We start from the raw sequence: 18,750 nt of genomic DNA on the forward strand, positions 1-18,750 counted from the left end.
ACAACGGACGACTATTTTGATATTAAAGTTGTTTCGGAAATTGTATATTAACTTCAGAGGTTGAATGTAAACATGAAAAAGTACCTAATGACACCCGGACCCACACCAATTCCGGAGAGGGTCCTCCTGGCAATGGCGGAGCCGATAATCCACCACAGGGCACCTAGGTTTTCGGAGATCCTCGAAGAGGTAAGGGAAGGTCTCAAGTACCTCTACCAGAGCAAAAACGAGATAATCATCCACAGCTCCTCGGGAACGGGAGCCATGGAAGCGGCGGTGGTGAACACCTTATCCACCGGCGACAAGGTTATCACCGTCAGGGGAGGGAAGTTCGGCGAGAGGTGGGCCGAGATCTCCCAGGCCTACGGCCTCGAGACAATAAACATCGATGTTACATGGGGGGAGGCTGTCGATCCGGCCCTGATAGAAGACGCCCTCAAAAAGAACAGGGACGTCAAGGCCGTGATGATTCAGGCCTCGGAGACATCGACCGGTGTCGCCCACCCGGTTAAGGAGGTCTCAGAGATCGTCAGGAAGCTGGACGGGACGCTCTTTATCGTAGACGCCATATCGGCGTTGGGGGTGGTTGATCTCCCCACGGACGAATGGGGGCTCGACGTCGTCGTCTCAGGCTCCCAGAAGGGATTGATGCTTCCGCCGGGTCTCGCCTTTGCGTCCGTATCCGAAAAGGCAAAGGGATTCATGAACCGCTCGAACCTCCCGAAGTACTATTTCGACTTCGCAAAGGAGGAGAAGAACCTGCTCAAGAACCAGAACGCCTACACCCCGGCCATCTCCCTTATCGTGGGGCTTGCCGAGGCCCTTAAGATCATACGGGAGATAGGCCTCGAAAACCTCTTCCATCGGTATTCTGTGATGGGCGACGCCGTCAGGAAGGGAGCGGTTGAGATCGGCCTCGAGCTTTTCGCCCCCACATCGCCCTCGAACTCCATTACGGCAATCAAGGCCCCGGCCGAAATCGACGGGGGCAAGATAGTAAAGACCCTTCGGGAGACTCATGGGATAACGGTTGCGGGCGGCCAGGCGGAGCTGAAGGGGAAGATATTCAGGATAGCCCATATGGGCTACGTCGACACGTTCGACATAATTATGACCATAGCGGCCGTCGAGATGACGCTTTCGACCCTCGGATTTAAGGTGGATGCCGGAAAGGGAGTGGGCATTGCCGAGGAAATACTGAAGAAACTCAACGCTATTAATTAGGAAGGTTTTCCATGAAAGTACTCGTTGCCGACAATATGTCCGAAAAGGGAATAGATATATTCCGTGGGGCAAAGGGGATCACCGTTGATGTCAATACGGGTCTGAAACCGGAGGAGCTTATAAAGATCATAGGCGAATATGACGGCGTTGCGATAAGGTCCGCCACCAAGATCACGGCGGATATAATAGCCGCGGCCAAGAAGCTGAAGGTAGTAGGAAGGGCCGGTATAGGCGTTGACAACGTAGATATAGCGGAGGCCAGCAAGAAGGGAATAGTCGTGATGAACACGCCGGGCGGAAACACCATAACCACGGCGGAGCACTCCATTGCGATGATGCTGTCTTTGTCTCGAAATATTCCGCAGGCGACGGCGTCCATGCGCGAGGGGAAGTGGGAGAAGAAGAAGTTCATCGGCAAGGAGGTCTTTAACAAGACCCTGGGGATCATCGGTCTGGGAAACATCGGAAGGATAGTGGCGTCCAGGGGGATCGGCCTCAAGATGCGGGTCATCGCCAGCGATCCCTTCATCAGCCAGGAGGCGGTGGATAAACTGGGCGTGGAGCTCGTGTCCAATGACGAGATATTCAAGCAGTCCGATTTCATCACGGTGCACACGCCTAAGACGGAGGAGACCACGAGCCTCTTGTGCCGCAAGGCCTTCAAGAAGATGAAAAAAGGGGTATTCATCATCAACTGCGCCCGGGGGGGTATCGTCAATGAAGAAGACCTCCTTTGGGCGATTGAAGAGGGAATCGTCGCCGGGGCGGCGCTGGACGTATACGTCAAAGAGCCCCCGGAGCCATCGCCCCTGTTGAATAACGAAAAGGTAATTCTGACGCCGCACTTGGGGGCATCGACGGAAGAGGCGCAGGTCAACGTCGCCGTTCTTGTGGCGGAGCAGATAGTCGACTACCTCTTGAAGGGTGTCGTGAGAAACGCCATCAACATGCCATCGGTAAGCCCCGAAGACCTCACCGTATTGAAGCCGTACATAGAACTGTCGGAGGTGATGGGATCATTTATCTCCCAGCTTGGACTGCCGGGATTGAAGGAGATAGAGATAGAATACAGGGGGGAGATTTCAACGATGGACGTTCGTCCCCTCAAGGTTGCGGTGCTGAAGGGGATCTTCGATCCGATACTCGAGGAGGGGGCAAACTATGTCAACGCCCCGATCATAGCCGATGAGCGCGGAATAAAGGTCGTGGAATCGAAGAGCGAAAAGGTAGAGGGATTCACGAGCCTCCTCGGCCTCAAGGCAAAGACCAATGAGGGGGATATAACCATATCCGGCACTATCTTCGGTTCGGACAATCCGAGGATAGTGAAACTTGACAGCTTTGACCTGGAGGCGGTGCCGGACGGAAACATGCTGGTTATAAAAAACCTCGATAAGCCAGGGGTGGTCGGCGGAGTCGGGGGGGTGCTCGGCGAGGCCGGCATCAACATCGCGAGGATGCACCTCGGCAGAGATAAAGAAGGTGGAAACGCCCTTATCATAATATCCGTGGATCAGGATGTGCCGCCGGATGTTATGAAGACGCTTACAGATCTTCCAAACATGGTCACGATAAAGCAGGTGAAGTTATAACGACCCCTTGGACCGGCAGTCTAAAGATTCAGACTCATCGCTTTTTTTAAGCTTATAAACATCCTCAAGATTAGTCGCGGTTGCCGCATTCGGTTGCCTTATACTCAAGTGCGGTCGCAAAAAAAAATGAAAAGCAATATATACACGGGGAGATATTAAGATGCCCAATATTGTCTTGGTCGGGACTCAGTGGGGTGACGAGGGGAAGGGCAAGATGGTCGATCTCCTCTCCGAATATGCGGATGTTATAGTCCGATTTCAGGGCGGAAACAACGCGGGGCACACCCTTGTCGTCAAGGGGGAGCAGATAGTGCTTCACCTGATTCCATCCGGAATCCTCCACCCGGGCAAGATGTGCATTATAGGAAACGGTGTTGTGGTGGACCCAGGGGTATTGATAGAAGAGATCGAGGAGATAAAAGATAAAGGATATTTCAAAAACGATGAGTGCCTCAAGATCAGCGAAGAGGCGAACGTAATAATGCCCTACCACAAGTCGCTCGATGTTTTGAGGGATAAGGCCAGAAAGAAGGGCAAGATAGGCACGACGGGGAGGGGCATAGGCCCGGCGTACGAGGACAAGGCCTCCCGTTCGGGGATCAGGATGGGGGACTTCAAAGACCCAAAACGCCTGAAGGAGCGGCTAAAGCTTGTAATCGAAGAAAAGAACTTCTACATCAAGAATTACTTCGGCTCCGACCCCGTGGACCAGGAAGAGGCATTTCAATACCTCATGGCTTCGTCGGAAAAAATATCGAAGTATATCGCAAACACCTCCCTTGTTTTGGACAAGAAGATCAAGGAGGGGGCGTCGATAATCTTCGAGGGGGCGCAGGGGACCCTCTTGGACGTTGATCACGGGACGTTCCCGTTTGTGACGTCCTCCCACACGGTGGCCGGTGCCGCCGCCACCGGCTCCGGAATAGGGCCAATGCTGATCGACGGGGTCTACGGAATAACAAAGGCATACACGACGCGGGTCGGCTCCGGCCCGTTCCCGACGGAGCTCGAAGATGAGATAGGAGACTTCCTTCAGAGCAAGGGCGCGGAGTTCGGAGCAACCACCGGAAGGAGACGCCGCTGCGGCTGGTACGATGCGGTCGCCATGGCCCATTCCGTGAGGCTCAACGGACTGAGCGGACTTATCATCACCAAGCTCGATGTCTTAAGCGGGATGGAAACCTTGAAGATATGTGTGGGGTACAGGATGGACGGCGAGGTCAGGGAGGATTTCCCGTCGGATATCCCATCCCTCGAAAAGGCGGAGCCTGTCTACATAGAGCTTCCCGGCTGGGAGGAGAATATCGAAAAGATCAAGAACTTCGATAAGCTCCCGAAAAACGCCCGCGACTACATCGGAAAGATAGAGGAGATCCTCGGGGTCCCCGCGGCGATAATATCGGTCGGGCCGGACCGGGAGGATATAATTACGATAAGAAATCCCTTTTTAAGTTGAATGATATGACACCTAAAAGGACGTCGGTCTACAACAGGAAAAAAGATGTGAATATTTATATTACGGACTTTGGGCTGACCGTCGTCGCGGTAATGGAAGACAGGGCCCACAATATGGAAGTCGAGTTGGACATCGAGCTTCCGACGATGGTGATTAGCGACATCAGGGGCAGGATGCCGCGCATCCCGAGGGAGGAGTGTCGAGAGGCGCTACCCGCTCTTCAAAGGGCCGCGGGTCTTGAAATAAAGAGGGGGCTTTCGGTGAAGATGGAGGAGACGATAGGGGGAAAGATCGGGTGCTCGCACATGACAAACCTCGTCATGGAGGCGTGCTACTGCTCCTTTCAGGGGCACTATATGAAATTGAGGGAGATCGCGGGGGACATCCTGGACGAGATGTCCGATCCCGAGAGGATGAAGGCCTTTGTCTCCATAATGCCCCGGATGCTGGACTCCTGTATCGTCTACAGCGAGGCCTCAAGCCTCATTAAGGAGGCGAAGAGCTCTCCCGAAACGGAGAACTTCAACAGGCTCATCAGCAGGATCGCCGGCGCCTACGGCGGGAAAGCGAAATAGGGGGGGTCGGCAAGCAGGGGAAGGGAGGCCAGCAGGACGGGGCGGCGGCAACCATTATCAATATCGAGGGGTAATTGAAGGGATCGTCGCTCTTTTTTGTCGTCGCCGTTTTTTGATCTTTCTCACCCGCGGTGGCTTTCTTCGATAATCACGATATTTATATTGGAGGGCATGTTTTATCATGGGTGGTGATCTCCGGTTACATTCGGGCTTTTTGAACAGATGTTAATAAATATTATATTTTTGGTTTGTTTTTGAGGTAAAAGCCATGGCACTTGATATCTTTAAGCTGAAGGAAAACAACACGAAGCCGCGCACCGAGATCCTCTCCGGCTTCACCACATTTATGACCATGTCCTATATCATCTTCGTGCAGCCGGTCGTCCTCTCCATCGCCGGGATGGACGCCGGGGCGGTCATGGTGGCGACCTGTATCTCGTCGGCGGTGGGGACGCTCCTTATGGGGCTTTTCGCTAACTACCCGATCGCGCTCGCGCCGGCGATGGGCCACAACTTCTTCTTCGCCATAACCGTCGCCACCATCATGCATATACCGTGGCAGGCGGCGCTGGGCGCGACGTTCATCTCGGGCGTCCTTTTCCTGATACTCTCCATCTTCGGGCTGAGGGAGACCATAATAAACGCCATACCGTCGTCTCTGAAAAACTCCATCGCGGTCGGGATAGGCTTTCTCATAGCCCTCGTAGGGTTCGAGTGGGGCGGGATCGTCGTCGCCAACCCCGGAACGCTGGTGGCCCTCGGCGACCTGACCTCTCCGCCGGTTGCCCTCACGCTTTTCGGGCTTGCCCTGATAGCGATCTTGATGGCGCTGAAGGTCAGGGGCTCGATAATCATCGGGATTCTCGCAACGGCCGTCGTCGGGCTGCCGTTCAGTCTCACGACCTTTCACGGCGTCTTTGCGGCCCCTCCCAGCATATCGCCCACGCTCTTCAAGCTCGATATCATGGGGACCGTAAACCTCGGCGTCCTCTCGGTCATCTTCGTCTTCTTTTTCCTCGACCTCTTCGACACGGTAGGAACGCTCATCGGGGTGAGCGAAAAGGCGGGTTTCATCGACGAGAAGGGCAACCTGCCCAGGGCGAGGCGCGCCCTCCTCTCCGACGCCACGGCGACGGTGATAGGCGCGCTTCTCGGAACGTCGACCGTAACCAGCTACATAGAGAGCGCGACAGGTGTTGCGGAGGGGGGAAGGACGGGACTCTCCAACGTGGTCACCGCAACCCTCTTTATCCTTGCCCTTTTCACCTACCCGCTGGTAAAGATGATCGGCGGCGGGTACGCGGTCACAGAAGGCGTGGTCATGTACCCGGCCATCGCCCCGGCGCTGATAATCGTGGGGAGCCTCATGCTCTCCGGCGTCAAGAAGATCGACTGGGAGGACGTGACCGAGTCGATCCCGGCGTTTCTGACGATCATAATCATGCCGATTACGGTCTCGATCACCGAGGGAATCGCCATGGGCTTTATATCGTATGCGGCTTTGAAGCTCGTCTCGGGAAAGGGGAAGGAGGTCCACTGGCTCCTCTATACCTTTGCGGTGCTCTTCGTTTTGCGCTATATCTTCTTGAAGGCGTGATGCCCTAAGGGCTCGGCCGCCGTATGTAAAAAGGGGAGGGGAATTTAGAATGATGTTCCCCTCCAATATTTATTAGCAGTTTTTTTCGTCTTGTGTTAAATCTTTTTAGGTATTCTTCATTTAATCAAGTTGAACGTTTTTCACCAAAGGGCCAAAGACTTCTTTGAATTTTATTAAGAGTGGGCAACCCCAATTAATAAGTTTATCGAGTTCTTCTTCACTATCGTCTATAGAACCTTTGGTGGGAAGATATATACGACATGCCCTTTTTTCTGTTAAACGATCCCATTCTAACTTATTTCCTATCTCTTTTTCGATATATACTCTATTCTCTTTAAGGGCTTCAAAAGCTTTTTCGTTAAATTCCTTATTTCCAGTATCAATGTAAATTTCTACTCTGAATCTATCGTCTATTGTAAAATTGACACCTAATATAAAACCAGCCCTTCCAATCCCAAGACTCCACCAACTTTGATACAAGGCTTTTGCCCTTGTAAAATTGGGATTTTTCTCAAGTAACTTCTTACGTAGTTTATCAAAGAAGGCCTGATATCTTATATTCTTTGGAGACTTATCTATTGGCGGTTTGCTTTTTCTGGGAGGAGGCTCCGCAACGATTCTAAAATAAGGGGCCGGTTTAGAATCGTCAATTTGCAGCAATTCTAATTCAACACCATAAAAGGTCATGTCATCGGGGGTAATCTGGTTTTGCCAATTTATAGCTTTTCTGTGTGCATATTGGATTTCATTTGATATCAATATTGCTATACCCGCTTCCTTAACAGAGGAGTATGTAATTAGCTTGCCGAGGTGATCATGATCGGATTTCCCAAACTGGTTTTCAATAATCACGGGTACTTGAGATATCTTATCGGTTCCCATTAAATCAATAAAGAAGTTTTGTGCGGGGACTTCTATTCCTTCAATCTCTATTTGTGTATTCAATAAATCGTTCAACAATTCTATATGTTTTGCAATCCAATTTGATAAGTCTCTTTCATTAGGCCATATCTCTTTAATTTTTTTCGATCCTAACTTCTTTATTTCCCCTATTTCTGTCATAAATAATCTCCTGTATTGTTAATTATGTAGCCAGTTCTAAATTTATTTCTAAAAAACCGCAGATGCCTTTTAAAGAAAGTGGTAGGATGACATCAAGACAATGGGTTTAAAACCATTGTCTGTAGGTAACCCATTATCTACAGGCAAGGATGCCAACCGGCTTTTCAAGATAAGTGTAAATGATAACAGGTCGAAACCGTCGCTTACAATTTGTCGTACAAGACAATTGCCAAGGACCATAAATCCCTCAACTAACCCGGTATCCACGTGTGGGATTCCTCGACCCCCTTCTTTGGGTCATTTATGAAATCGACGATCTTCTTGAACTTATTGTCACCGCCGCGATATACTATTCCGTGATAGGGGGAGTCCACCCATACGAGGCCCTTGATCTTGGAGGATATAGAATTGTAGTACTCCACGGCGCTTTCCGGATCGACGGTCGGATCGTGCCCCCCCTGTATGATCAGGGCCGGCACCTTTACCTTGTTCAGCTCTCCCTTTACCACCCTGATGAGCTCCAGGAGCTGGTCAACCCCGTGCACCGGATTCCTGAAGTAGTTGATGTGAGGATTTTCAGGTATGTTTTTGATAAACTGAACCGGCGACCTTTTGAGTCCGACGTATTTCAGGGCGTTGTCCAAGAGATCAAAGGCGGGAGCCAAAAAAGACGCCCTGCTTACCAGCTTCATCGCCGCGGAGATGGAGATGATGCCCTTGATCTTCGGGTAGCCGCAGGCCGCCAGGTGCCAGGAGAGAGCTCCCCCCATCGAAAAACCGCAGATGAAGATCTTCTTTACGAGCTTTGAAAGTATTGTGTATCCGACTCTTGCCGAATAAAACCAATCCTCCCAGTTTCTCCCCCTGAGGTCCTCCGGGGAGGTGCCGTGTCCCGAAAGCCTTGCGGAGTAGACGGTAAATCCCTCTTTGACGAGATACTCGTTTAAAGGCCGCATTTCTTCGGGGCTCGCCATATATCCGTGGATAAGAAGAATCCCGATATCGTTGCTGCCGAAATTGATTTTTGGCATCCCGAATTTTCTCTCCTTGGACTGCCCCTCGGTGTAAAACATCGAGTAATCGGTGAAAAACCGCTCCTCCTCTCCACGGATGAGGGCCTTTACGGTTTCATCCCTTAAATATTTTCCCTTTAGGCTCAGGGTTTCATCGACGAGCTCGGTCACCTCCTTGAGGGGGCTTATCTCGTTGTTTATGACCTCCACCGTGTTGAACAACCTTATGTCGTGAAATTTATGGGGCCACTTGAACTGCTTTTCCTTGATAGTGAGGGTTGAATCCCCGTTAGTGCTTCCGCTCCCCTTGCTTATTTCAATAAGATCTTCCGCCTTCACCATCTCCAGAAAGGAATCGACCACCTTCTCACCCTCAACAACGATGGTCTCAGGCTCATGCTTAATCCTGTTGTTAAGAGAGATGTTCGTAAGCTCCCTTGTCTTGAGCGCCGACAGGAATGTCCTCATTTTGAGGTTTTCTGTATCGTCCTTGAGTATGTTGCGCTTGACCATCGTCTTCATCAGTCTTGCGGTGATGTGGTCGGGATTTACGGTGGTGAGATGATAGATGTCGTACATGTAATCGTTCATCATATCTTTTATGACCTTTGAGAGGGCGACGTTCTTCTTCTTTAAGGAGTCCTTCTTTACAACGGGGAAAACGTCCCTTTCTTTTACCCACGGCGTGTATTCCGTGATGCTTCTGGGATGGCCGAAGTTAACCGTCATCTCGACCCCGGGCGAGATTATTGAGCTTTCAATCTTGAGCTCCTCCTCGTAGCGGGGCGAGAGCCCCCCCCTCTCGATGAAGCGAACGAGCCTGTCAACCTGTTTGTAAAGGCCGGTCTCAATGACCCTCATCGGGTAATAAGTAATGTTTAGGGGAACGATGTTGACCTCGAATTCATCGAGATAATCGAAGCCGAATATTCTGGTCAGGGAGTGTTTGTCCGTAAAATCCCTCATGAGCCGCGCCGCCATTTGGGTTTTTATGGCGACCATTCCGGCGCCGGTGTGGGGGGGACGATCCAGAAGCATATCACCGTCGTGGATAATAAAATGGCCGTCTTTGATCACCTTCTTGTCCTTGACCATCCTTCCCTCCGGGAATATTATCCAGCTTTCTCCGGAAAGGAGGCTCTTTGCTATCATGTCGTCCCTGTCGGGGAAATTCACGGGCACGGCCCCAACGCTCTCCATGAAATCCCTCGGCAGAGCCTCGAAGATCTGTGTGGCGGTAAGAGACCTCGGAAATATTCCCAATCGGGTATGTATAATATAGGGGAGGATTAACGTCTCGATCCTCGTGAAGTGATTTGAGAGGAATATGGTCGATTTCTTGGGAACCTTTTCGATTCCATTTACGACCATCTTTACCTTGGAAATCCTCAAAAGTCCCTCAATAAAAATGCGCATCCTGTTGGTGTTGGCCCTGTTTATCTCCCTTAAATCCTCCATTTTTTACCCCAAGAGGTCCAAATTAAAAAATTAAAAAAGTTTGCCTTTTTCAAGTTTACTACATTTTTTAAAAAAATTGTAGCAGATTTTATGCTCTGCATGCAAAGAAGTCAAGAATTCATGTGTACAATTTTCTATACTATAAAAAAATGACTTGTGATATTGGTCACATTATAGTATTATCAGAAAGTTAGAATGATTAATCAAAAAACATAAGGAGGTTTTTACAAGATGAAGAAAATTGCTATTTTTGCAGCAATCGCCCTTTTATTGGGCGTCTCTTTTGCCGTGGCTCAGGATGAGATAAAATTGAAGTATTTCGAGACTCCCGATTACGGCTATGCCCTTATGCTCCCCGAGAACTTTGAACTCGTTGCGGGCACCAAGATAGATGCGGGCACAACCTGGCAGCATCAGAAGGGCAGCGCAACGCTGGGTGGATTCACCAGGGGTCTCGCCGGCGGCCTTGAATCCGCCGACAGCATCAGCGTAAACTGGATGTGGTTTCCCGATGTGTCTCCCGACACCCTCTATAAGGCGAACTGGAAGTCCGTCCAGGACGACATGAACTCCCCGCACCCGAAGTACACCGACCTTAAGGCCCTGAAGATCGAGGGGGGGAAGGCGTTCTGGTACAAAGAGGTCGACAAGGAAGATCCGACGGAGATCCACCGTTGGCACATCTACGCAGTCGGCAACAAGAGCGTCTACGGTGTGATTCTTGCCTCAGGAGAGTTTAAGAACTTCGCTTCGATGATCCCGATCTATGAAGAGGTCGTAAAGAGCTTCAAGCTGATACCCTTGAAGGTCTCCAAGTAGAAATTTGACAGGACTTTGTACTCTTGCGGGCCCGGTGAAAAAGATCGGGCCCGTTTTTTTTATTAAAGGAGATGATTGCCGACATGTTTGCGGAAAAAAGGCCTTTTAGATTTTCGGTTTTTTTTGCCAAGTGTATTTTCGTTTTTTTATTAGTATTGCCGATATTTTTAATGCCGCAGACTCCCTGCGCCGTCGAGCTCGATAAGATGGTGGAGGTCCCCGGGGGGACGTTCGTCATGGGGGGGGCGGATGACGGGATGGAGAACAGCGTCCCGGCCCACGAGGTAAAGGTCAACTATTTTTTCATCGACAGCCACGAGGTCACAAACGTCCGCTTCGCCGAGTTTCTGAATCATCTCGGAAAGACGACCTTAAACGGGAATAAACTCATCGACCTTGACTTGTCAGGGATCGAAGTCGAGGAGAGGGGAGGAAAGGCGTTCTACGTGGCGAAGGAGGGGATGGAGGAGTACCCAGTCGTCTCGGTGACGTGGCACGGGGCGGACGAGTACGCCAAGTTCCGGGGAAAGAGGCTCCCCACGGAGGCGGAGTGGGAATATGCGGCGTCCGGGGGGGCAAAGTCCAAGTTCCCTTGGGGGGACGACTACGACCCAAACCGGACCAACCAGGGCGGCTCCTTCGGGGCGCTGACCCCGGTGATGAGCTATCTCCCAAACGGCTTCGGATTATACGACATGGTCGGAAACGCCATGGAGTGGACGGCCGACTGGTACGGGGAGGATTACTACACCAAGTCTCCACCGGACAACCCCACGGGGCCAAAGGCGGGAACGGAGAGGGTAGTCCGGGGCGGCGCCTTCGACAGCATACAGCCGGTGACGGTTCGCGACCGGTTCTATTTAAAGCCTGACAGGTCGCTGCCGGATTTGGGGTTTAGGTGCGTGAAATGAGAAACTTTGTAGAAGCTTTAATTAAAATAACATTCAAAATTTCATTGGCATTATTGGTGTCATTGGTATTAATAATGGTATGTTTTAATCTTTATGAAAGAACTATAAATGTAAAAGTTCCTGTCAAACTGAAGTGGCGCTATAAAACTGGTTTTTATGGATATTCCACTCCCGTTGTGGATGATGGAATTGTTTATGTTGGAGACCAATTAAACTATCTTTATGCCATAGATAAAGATAGGGGCAAAATGAAGTGGAAGTATTATGAAAGCTATTTTATATTCACATCACCATCGGTGGTCGATGGTGTTATATATGTAGGTAGTTACTATAATGGCCCTTTTGATGATACTTGTCTTCATGCTATAGATGCAAAAAATGGCAGGTTGAAGTGGAGTTTTAAACTGGCTGATCCTGGATCATCGTCTGGTCCGCCAACAGTAGCTGATGGTACAGTATTTGTAGGATGTTCAGACAATTATCTATATGCCGTGGATGCAGAAAGTGGTGAGCTGAAATGGCGCTTTGAGACAGGAGGCAGTATACTGTGCAGACCTACAGTTGTTGACGGTGTAGTTTATTTTGGAAGCAGGGATGATTGTCTATATGCCATTGATGCCAATAGTGGTGAGATGAAATGGAAATATGAGGTGGGAAATTGGATGGAATGTTCCTCCCCCGCGGTTGACGGCATGGTCTATGTGGGAAGTAATAATAGTAATGTTTATGCCATTGATATAGATACGGGCGAGTTAAAGTGGCGCTTTGAGACGGGAGGAGAAATAATTTCTTTTCCCACAGTGGTCGGAGGTGTTGTCTTTATAGGGTCTAAAGATAATTACTTGTATGCTTTAGATTCCAACAGTGGCGAGTTAAAGTGGCGTTTTAAAACGGGAGATAACGTTTGCTCTACACCCAAAATGGCTAATGAAGTGGTCTATTTCGGAAGCAATGATCACTATCTTTATGCTGTAGACTATACTAGTGGTATCCAAAAGTGGAGATATAAAACAAGAGGTAGTATCGTTTCTTCCATCGTTGTTGTTGATAATTTCATCTATTTTGGAAGTGCTGCTCATTTTTTTCGGGGTAAGCATCATTGGGGACCTTATCTTTACGCCCTGGAAATAAAGAAGCAGTGATTTGGTAGATATAGATACCAGATAATAGAACAAGGAATAAGGGGCGCAATTAAGCGCCCCTTATTATTGTTAGCTCAAACCTAATCCTATCCTACACCCACGCCCCCCCAAAAATCACACCCGGCGGTCAAAGTTGATAGATCGGAGACAGTAAGCAGTCTATCCTAAATATTCCCGCTGACGAGGTGAAACCGCTCCTTCAACGAATCCAGCTCCGCCTTGAGGTCGGGCATCAGCGCCTCGCCCTCCGGCGTCCCGTAGAGATTTTTCAGCTCCCTCGGATCGTTGGCGATATCGTAGATCTCCGGCTCCTTGCAGAGCTCCCACTCGATATATTTATGGGTGTTGGTTCTTAACGTCTTGTTGGGCGGGACCCTCCCGCCGAAGGGGAAGTCCCTGAAGAGCTCGTAGACCCACGACTCGCGGCCCTCGGCCGAGGCGGATCTCATGATCGGTGCGAAGCTCTCCCCCTGGACGCTTTCGGGAATCGGTATCCCGGCGATCTCCATCAGCGTCAGCGCGAGGTCGATGTTCAGCACCATCTGGTCGGCCTTCCTGCCCGGGTCTTTAATGAGGCCGGGGTACCTGACGATGTAGGGGATCCTGATCGACTCCTCGTAGGGGTAGTGCTTGGCGATGAGGCGGTGCTCCCCGAAGATGTAGCCGTTGTCGCCGGCGTAGACGATGACGGTGTTGTCGAGCTCCCCCGTCTCCTCCAAGGTCGCAAGGAGCCTCCCTAACTCCTCGTCCACCGACTCGAGGCACTCGCAGTAGTCCCTGTAGCGCTTGTGCATGTTGTCCATCCCCCCCTCGAGAAAGTTGTTCTTGGTCATCGTGTTGAACTTGTCCGACTCCGGCGCCAGGAAAGACAGGTCTGCGTCCTTGTACTTCCCCTTCAGGTGCTCCGGCGGCTTCCAGTCGTGGTGAACCGCCTTGTGGGAGAGGTAGAGGCAGAAGGGGTTCTCCCGCTTCTCCTTGACGAAGGCCATGGCGTACTCGGTGAGCTCGGTCGTTATGTAGGGGTGCCTGTTGGGGGTCAACACGTGGTTCACGTAGATCGGGCAGTTGTAGTAGTCACCCTGGCCGTCCTTCCTTGTAAACGAGACGAAGAGGTCGACTCCCGGAAGCTCCGGCAGGCCCTCGCCGGTGCCCGGCATGTGCCACTTGCCGATGAAGGCGGTGTCGTAGCCCGCATCCTTGAAGTGCTTCATGAAAGTGACGTTTTTGTCGCTGTCCCAGCGGCTGAAGTTGTTCTGGACGCCGTGGACGGAGGCGTACTGGCCGGTCAAGAAGCTCGCCCGGCTCGGGCTGCAGAGGGAGGTGGTGACGAAGGCGTTCTCGAAGAGGATCCCCTCGTTCGCCAGCCTGTCCATGTTCGGCGTCTGGATGAAGGGGTGCCCCATGACCCCCAGGACGTCCCATCGGTGGTCGTCGGTCAGGATGAATATCACGTTGGGCCTTCGCGGGGCGCCGTAGGCGGCTCCCCCAAGTCCCAGCCCGGAAATACCGGCCAAGGCGACGGTCGATCCCATGACCTTCAGGGCGTCCCTTCGGGTGATGCCGGTCTCAAGACACCGATCAAGTCCGACAGCCCTTGTGCCGTCTCCACTGCCGGCAACTTTTATATTTTTTCTATTGTATTTCATTATGATTTCCTCCAAATCAATTCGCTCAGTTTAGGAAGTGAGCGGCGTAGTGGTGAACCACCATGTAGACCCACTCCTGTCCCTTGATCAGGCCCATGTACGTCCCGGCGAGTCCCAGTATCAAAAGGACGACGACGGCGGGATGAAATATTCTTACGTCCTCGGGGTCTTTAATCTTGTGGATTGTTCTGCAGACAATCTCCGACACCGAGAATAGGAACAGGGTGACGCAGATTATCCCGAAGAACCACGGCAGGAAGAGGAAGTAAATCATTTCGATCCCGCTGAACTGGCACGCCACCATCGACTCCATCTTGACGATCCAGATTATGGGATTGGCAAAGGCGATGATCAGTCTCTCAATGAAGAGCGCCCCCCTGAAGTAGGCCAGGGGCGGCCCAACGAGGGCGAAGAACCAGATCGAGAAGAAGAGGAGGGGGCCGAAGATACTGATGAGCAAATCCCTGAGCTTCCCCGGCTCCAGGCCGCTTGCCGAGTGATAGATGATGGCTGAGATCAGCATTATCCCCACGACGATTACGAGGGGCACAATAAAGCTCTTAAAAAAACCTTTTCTCTCCATTTTGAGCTTTCTCCTTATAAATATTTTGATATTGTAAACGGTAAAAGAATCAAGGGGATTATACCATTTATTATCGGTTTTTAAAGGTTTTTAGGGATTTTATTTGGAGAAAGGCGAAAAATTTTGGGCGTATATAGAGAGTAGGGGTGGGGGATCGAGTCAAGATAGAAATTTGAAGGGAAAATAAAAAGGGGCCCAGAAATAAAAAAGGGGCCCCCTTTTAAGAGGACCCCTTGGTATCGGAACGGCTTGGTTATCTCGAGGGCGCTGTCTTGAACAGGTTGTCTTAAATGTCCTCAAGATATTCGAGATACCCTGAAGCTGTATGTGGCCGTTCCCCTTATGTTTTGGATCGCGGCATCGCACCCTTTTTTAAAGGCGGAGTCGACCGTTAAATTCCCATCGATTTTGCAACGAGCTCCAGGATGTCGAACGCCTTCATGGAGTCTCCCTTTTCGAGCTCCTTGATGCCGTCCGAGAGCATCGTCAGGCAGAAGGGACACGCGGTGCCTATCGTTGAGTAGCCCTTGTCTATGGCGTCCTGGGTCCTGACGTGATTTATCCGCTTTCCGATGGTCTCTTCCATCCACATCCTGGCGCCGCCCGCGCCGCAGCAGTAGCTCTTCGTCTGGTTCCTGGTGAACTCCTTGACCGAAACGCCGGGGATGGAGTTCAATATCTTCCTCGGCTGGTCGTAGATGTTGTTGTAGCGGCCAAGAAAGCAGGAGTCGTGATACGCCACGCCGTTCACGCCGTCCACCGGCTTTTCGAGCTTGATCCTCCCCTGTTTGATCAGGTCGAGGATAACCTCGGTAAAGTGGAACACCTCGAATTTTCCCCCCTCGTTCTGCGGGTACTCGTTCTTGAGGCAGTTGTAGCCGTGGGGACAGGTCGTAACGATCTTCTTTACGTTGTAGCCGTTCATTATCTCGATGTTCTGCTGGGCGAGCATGGCGTAGAGGTACTCGTTTCCGGCCCTCCTGGCGCTGTCTCCGCAGCATCCCTCCTCCTGACCGAGGATACCTATCTTGACGCCCGCCTTGTCCATGATCTTGACGAATGAGGTAGCGACCTTTTTGTAGAGGTCGTCAAACGAGCCCGCGCACCCCACGTAGTAGAGGTACTCGACGTCCGGGTCTTCCGCCAGTGTCTTGACGGGGAGGTCCTTCGCCCAGTTTCCCCTCTCGTGGAAGCCGAAGCCGTAGGGATTGGAGTTGTTCTCCATGTTTCTCATGGTAGTTGTCAGCTCGGCTGACATATCTCCCTCCATCAGGACCTTGTAGCGTCTCATGTCGATGATCTTCTGGGGATGCTCAATGAGAACGGGACACGCCTCAACGCAGGCGAGACAGGTTGTGCACGCCCATATCGCGTCGATGTCGTTAGCCTCTCCGATCAAGGCTTTTGACTCGATCTCTTCCGCCGCCGTCCCCTTGAAGAGGGCGGGGGCGCGCTCGGCGAGGTTGTCGTTGGTGTCAAGGATGATCCTCTTGGGAGAGAGCGGCTTCTCCGACAGGTGGGCGGGACAGACGTCCTGACAGCGCCCGCAGTCGGTGCAGGCGTCGCCGTCGAGGATCTGTTTCCACGTAAACTGCTCCGGGTAAGAGACGCCGAAGCTCTCGGCGTTTTCCATATCCTCGATCGGGGTCAGCGCCCCCCTCGGCTCGAGATTCCTGAAGAAGACGTTGATCATCGATGTGATTATGTGCTGCAGCTTGCCCAGGAAGAGGTAGCTGATGAAGCCCATTGCGAGGAGCAGGTGCACCCACCAGTTGACCTTGTGGGCGGTTATCAATCCGCTCTCGGAGATGGCGCCGTTAAAGAGATTGGCCAAGACCAGACCCGCCGGAGACCACTTCGCAAGCTCCGGATTGTAATAGTAGGCGTTCCTTACGATGTAGACGTTTTCTTCGGTTACCGCCTCGTCGTCAACGGTTATACCGGCCTCGTTCGCCTTTACGATAAGCTCTTTATCGGTCCACTCAGGAAACTCGGCACGAAAGGCCTCATCTTGTCCTTCCAACAGGCCGCTCATCCTGATGACCGCCTTGTTGTTACTGACCTCGGTCAGAGACATTCTGAGCCCCTCGTTGACAAAGCCTGTCACAAGGATCAGCAAGATGAGGATAAGGGAGATGGTGTCGGTTACCTTTCTGCCGAGGCGCTCCGGCCTCTGGATGTAACGTATGACCATAAAAACGAGAATCGCCAGGATTGCAGCAAGCCCAGCCACATCGAGAAAGACCGAATACCACTTGTAAAAATTGCCGTACCAGAAACGGACGTCGAACAGGAGGATGGTGAAGTCCTCCTGAATCACCACTATGGCGGTTCCGATGAAGAGGACGACGAATCCCCAGAAGAGCAAGAGGTGGGAGATTCCCGGGACCTTCTCCTTTAAGAGCTTAAACTGAAGGAAGATGTACTGCACTATCCCCCAGATTCTCTTTCCGATCTGGTCCGTCCGCTTCTCGGGCTGCCCGAGTCTCCAAACCTTTATCTTCTTGAACAGGAGGCATATGAATAGAGCCGTAACGACCAAGGCTATTCCATACACGATGAACCTCACGATGCCGTGGGGTCCTCCCAGGTTGAAGAAGACTTCACGCGAAATATTGTAGTCCATAAGATCTCTCTCTACAAAGGTTTAGGGGGGCTTTGGACGCCCCCCGTTTCTACACTTCAATTACTCGGCCAGAAGCTTCTTGACTTCTTTGGTCAGCTCCGGGACCAACTTGAAGAGGTCTTCCACGATGCCGTAATCCGCCTTGGAGAATATCGGAGCGTCCGCGTCCTTGTTGACCGCAACGATGTACTTAGACGAGCCCATTCCGGCCAGGTGCTGGATGGCTCCCGAGATTCCGCATGCTATGTAGAGGGAGGGAGAGACCGTCTTTCCGGTCTGTCCCACCTGGTCCGAGTGGGGTCTCCATCCGGCGTCCACGGCGGCCCTCGATGCGCCCACCGTGGCGGTGGATCCCAGTGCGTCCGCAAGCTCCTCCAGTATTTTGTATTCGTCCGGACCCTTCATGCCCCTTCCGCCGGAGACGATAATATCGGCCTCTGTGAGGTCAACCCTGTCTCCCGCCTCCTGCTTCAGCTCCTTCAATGCGGCCTTGGCGTCTCCGAGGGAGACCGAGACCTTCTCGACGGCTCCCGCCTTGGCGTTTTCCTCCGCCGGGAAGACCTTGGGCCTTCCCGCCGCAACCTGCGGGGTTCCGTTTATCTTTATCGTAACGAAAGCCTTGCCGGCGAATACCGGCCTTAAGGCCATGAGGGAGTTGCCGTCCATATCCAATTTTACACAGTCCGACGCCATAGCGGTGTCAAGCCTTGCCGCCACCCTGGGAAGGAGGTCCTTCCCCATGGCGGAGGCTCCGCCTATCAAGACCTTGGCGTCCTTTGCGACCTCCGCCACTGCCTGGGCGTAGAGATCGGGGACGTAATCCTTGAGCTTGGCGTCTTCCACAACGAAGACCTTGTCGGCACCGTACTTGCCGAGGTCGGCGGCCATACCGCTGACACTGTCGCCTACCACGACCGCGCAGCACTCACCGCCCATACTGTCGGCGAGCTTACGACCTGTTGTCACCATCTCGAAGGAGACCTTCCTTAAAGCCCCCCCTCTCTGTTCGGCGAAAACCAGAACTTCCTTTGCCATTTTTTATCTCC

General features: G+C 51.9%; 14 protein-coding genes. 8 read left to right on the forward strand and 6 right to left on the reverse strand.

Annotation, left to right across the window (positions count from 1 at the left end; all coding sequences use genetic code 11):
* Positions 1-72: 72 nt before the first annotated feature.
* The 5 genes from JW984_07050 to JW984_07070 all read left to right on the forward strand — a co-directional run bounded on the left by JW984_07050 (position 73) and on the right by JW984_07070 (position 6,444).
* On the forward strand, positions 73-1,224 hold the full coding sequence (locus tag JW984_07050; protein MBN1572935.1) for an alanine--glyoxylate aminotransferase family protein: 1,152 nt from the start codon (positions 73-75) through the stop codon (positions 1,222-1,224).
* Positions 1,225-1,235: 11 nt separating this feature from the next.
* A complete protein-coding gene (locus JW984_07055) occupies positions 1,236-2,816 on the forward strand; it encodes a phosphoglycerate dehydrogenase (GenBank protein ID MBN1572936.1) in 1,581 nt (526 codons plus the stop codon).
* 160 nt (positions 2,817-2,976) lie between these two features.
* On the forward strand, positions 2,977-4,272 hold the full coding sequence (locus JW984_07060) for an adenylosuccinate synthase (GenBank protein MBN1572937.1): 1,296 nt from the start codon (positions 2,977-2,979) through the stop codon (positions 4,270-4,272).
* A gap of 5 nt (positions 4,273-4,277) precedes the next feature.
* Positions 4,278-4,847 carry a DUF2889 domain-containing protein gene (locus JW984_07065; GenBank protein ID MBN1572938.1) on the forward strand — a complete coding sequence of 190 codons (570 nt, stop codon included), beginning with the start codon at positions 4,278-4,280 and terminating at the stop codon, positions 4,845-4,847.
* A 268-nt stretch (positions 4,848-5,115) separates the two neighbouring features.
* The gene (locus JW984_07070) at positions 5,116-6,444 is read left to right on the forward strand and encodes an NCS2 family permease (GenBank protein ID MBN1572939.1); all 1,329 of its coding nucleotides are present in this window, start codon (positions 5,116-5,118) and stop codon (positions 6,442-6,444) included.
* 120 nt (positions 6,445-6,564) lie between these two features.
* On the opposite strand, the gene JW984_07075 is transcribed toward JW984_07070, so the two are convergent.
* Both JW984_07075 and JW984_07080 read right to left on the reverse strand, forming a co-directional pair.
* Positions 6,565-7,506 (reverse strand): DUF4268 domain-containing protein, encoded by a 942-nt coding sequence (locus JW984_07075; GenBank protein MBN1572940.1) that lies wholly within the window; start codon positions 7,504-7,506, stop codon positions 6,565-6,567.
* A 251-nt stretch (positions 7,507-7,757) separates the two neighbouring features.
* Positions 7,758-9,977, reverse strand: coding sequence for an alpha/beta fold hydrolase (locus tag JW984_07080; GenBank protein MBN1572941.1), 2,220 nt, complete (start codon positions 9,975-9,977; stop codon positions 7,758-7,760).
* Between the two features lie 231 nt (positions 9,978-10,208).
* On the opposite strand from JW984_07080, the gene JW984_07085 reads away from it, so the two are divergent.
* From JW984_07085 to JW984_07095, 3 genes are all read left to right on the forward strand, one after another.
* Positions 10,209-10,796: a hypothetical protein gene (locus JW984_07085; GenBank protein ID MBN1572942.1), complete on the forward strand. Its 588-nt coding sequence runs from the start codon at positions 10,209-10,211 to the stop codon at positions 10,794-10,796.
* Between the two features lie 170 nt (positions 10,797-10,966).
* On the forward strand, positions 10,967-11,707 hold the full coding sequence (locus tag JW984_07090; GenBank protein ID MBN1572943.1) for an SUMF1/EgtB/PvdO family nonheme iron enzyme: 741 nt from the start codon (positions 10,967-10,969) through the stop codon (positions 11,705-11,707).
* Complete coding sequence (locus tag JW984_07095) at positions 11,704-12,849, forward strand: PQQ-binding-like beta-propeller repeat protein (protein ID MBN1572944.1); 1,146 nt, start codon at positions 11,704-11,706, stop codon at positions 12,847-12,849. The genes JW984_07090 and JW984_07095 overlap by 4 nt, the downstream gene beginning before the upstream one ends.
* Positions 12,850-13,013: 164 nt before the next feature.
* On the opposite strand, the gene JW984_07100 is transcribed toward JW984_07095, so the two are convergent.
* The 4 genes from JW984_07100 to JW984_07115 all read right to left on the reverse strand — a co-directional run bounded on the left by JW984_07100 (position 13,014) and on the right by JW984_07115 (position 18,739).
* Positions 13,014-14,495 carry a sulfatase gene (locus tag JW984_07100; protein MBN1572945.1) on the reverse strand — a complete coding sequence of 494 codons (1,482 nt, stop codon included), beginning with the start codon at positions 14,493-14,495 and terminating at the stop codon, positions 13,014-13,016.
* Between the two features lie 25 nt (positions 14,496-14,520).
* Positions 14,521-15,078 carry a hypothetical protein gene (locus JW984_07105; protein MBN1572946.1) on the reverse strand — a complete coding sequence of 186 codons (558 nt, stop codon included), beginning with the start codon at positions 15,076-15,078 and terminating at the stop codon, positions 14,521-14,523.
* 391 nt (positions 15,079-15,469) lie between these two features.
* Entirely contained in the window at positions 15,470-17,704 is a 2,235-nt protein-coding gene (locus JW984_07110) for a (Fe-S)-binding protein (GenBank protein ID MBN1572947.1), read from the reverse strand.
* A 60-nt stretch (positions 17,705-17,764) separates the two neighbouring features.
* Entirely contained in the window at positions 17,765-18,739 is a 975-nt protein-coding gene (locus tag JW984_07115) for an electron transfer flavoprotein subunit alpha/FixB family protein (GenBank protein ID MBN1572948.1), read from the reverse strand.
* Positions 18,740-18,750: the final 11 nt, after the last annotated feature.

Source organism: Candidatus Zymogenus saltonus, from assembly GCA_016929395.1.
In the GTDB taxonomy this organism is placed as follows: domain Bacteria; phylum Desulfobacterota; class Zymogenia; order Zymogenales; family Zymogenaceae; genus Zymogenus; species Zymogenus saltonus.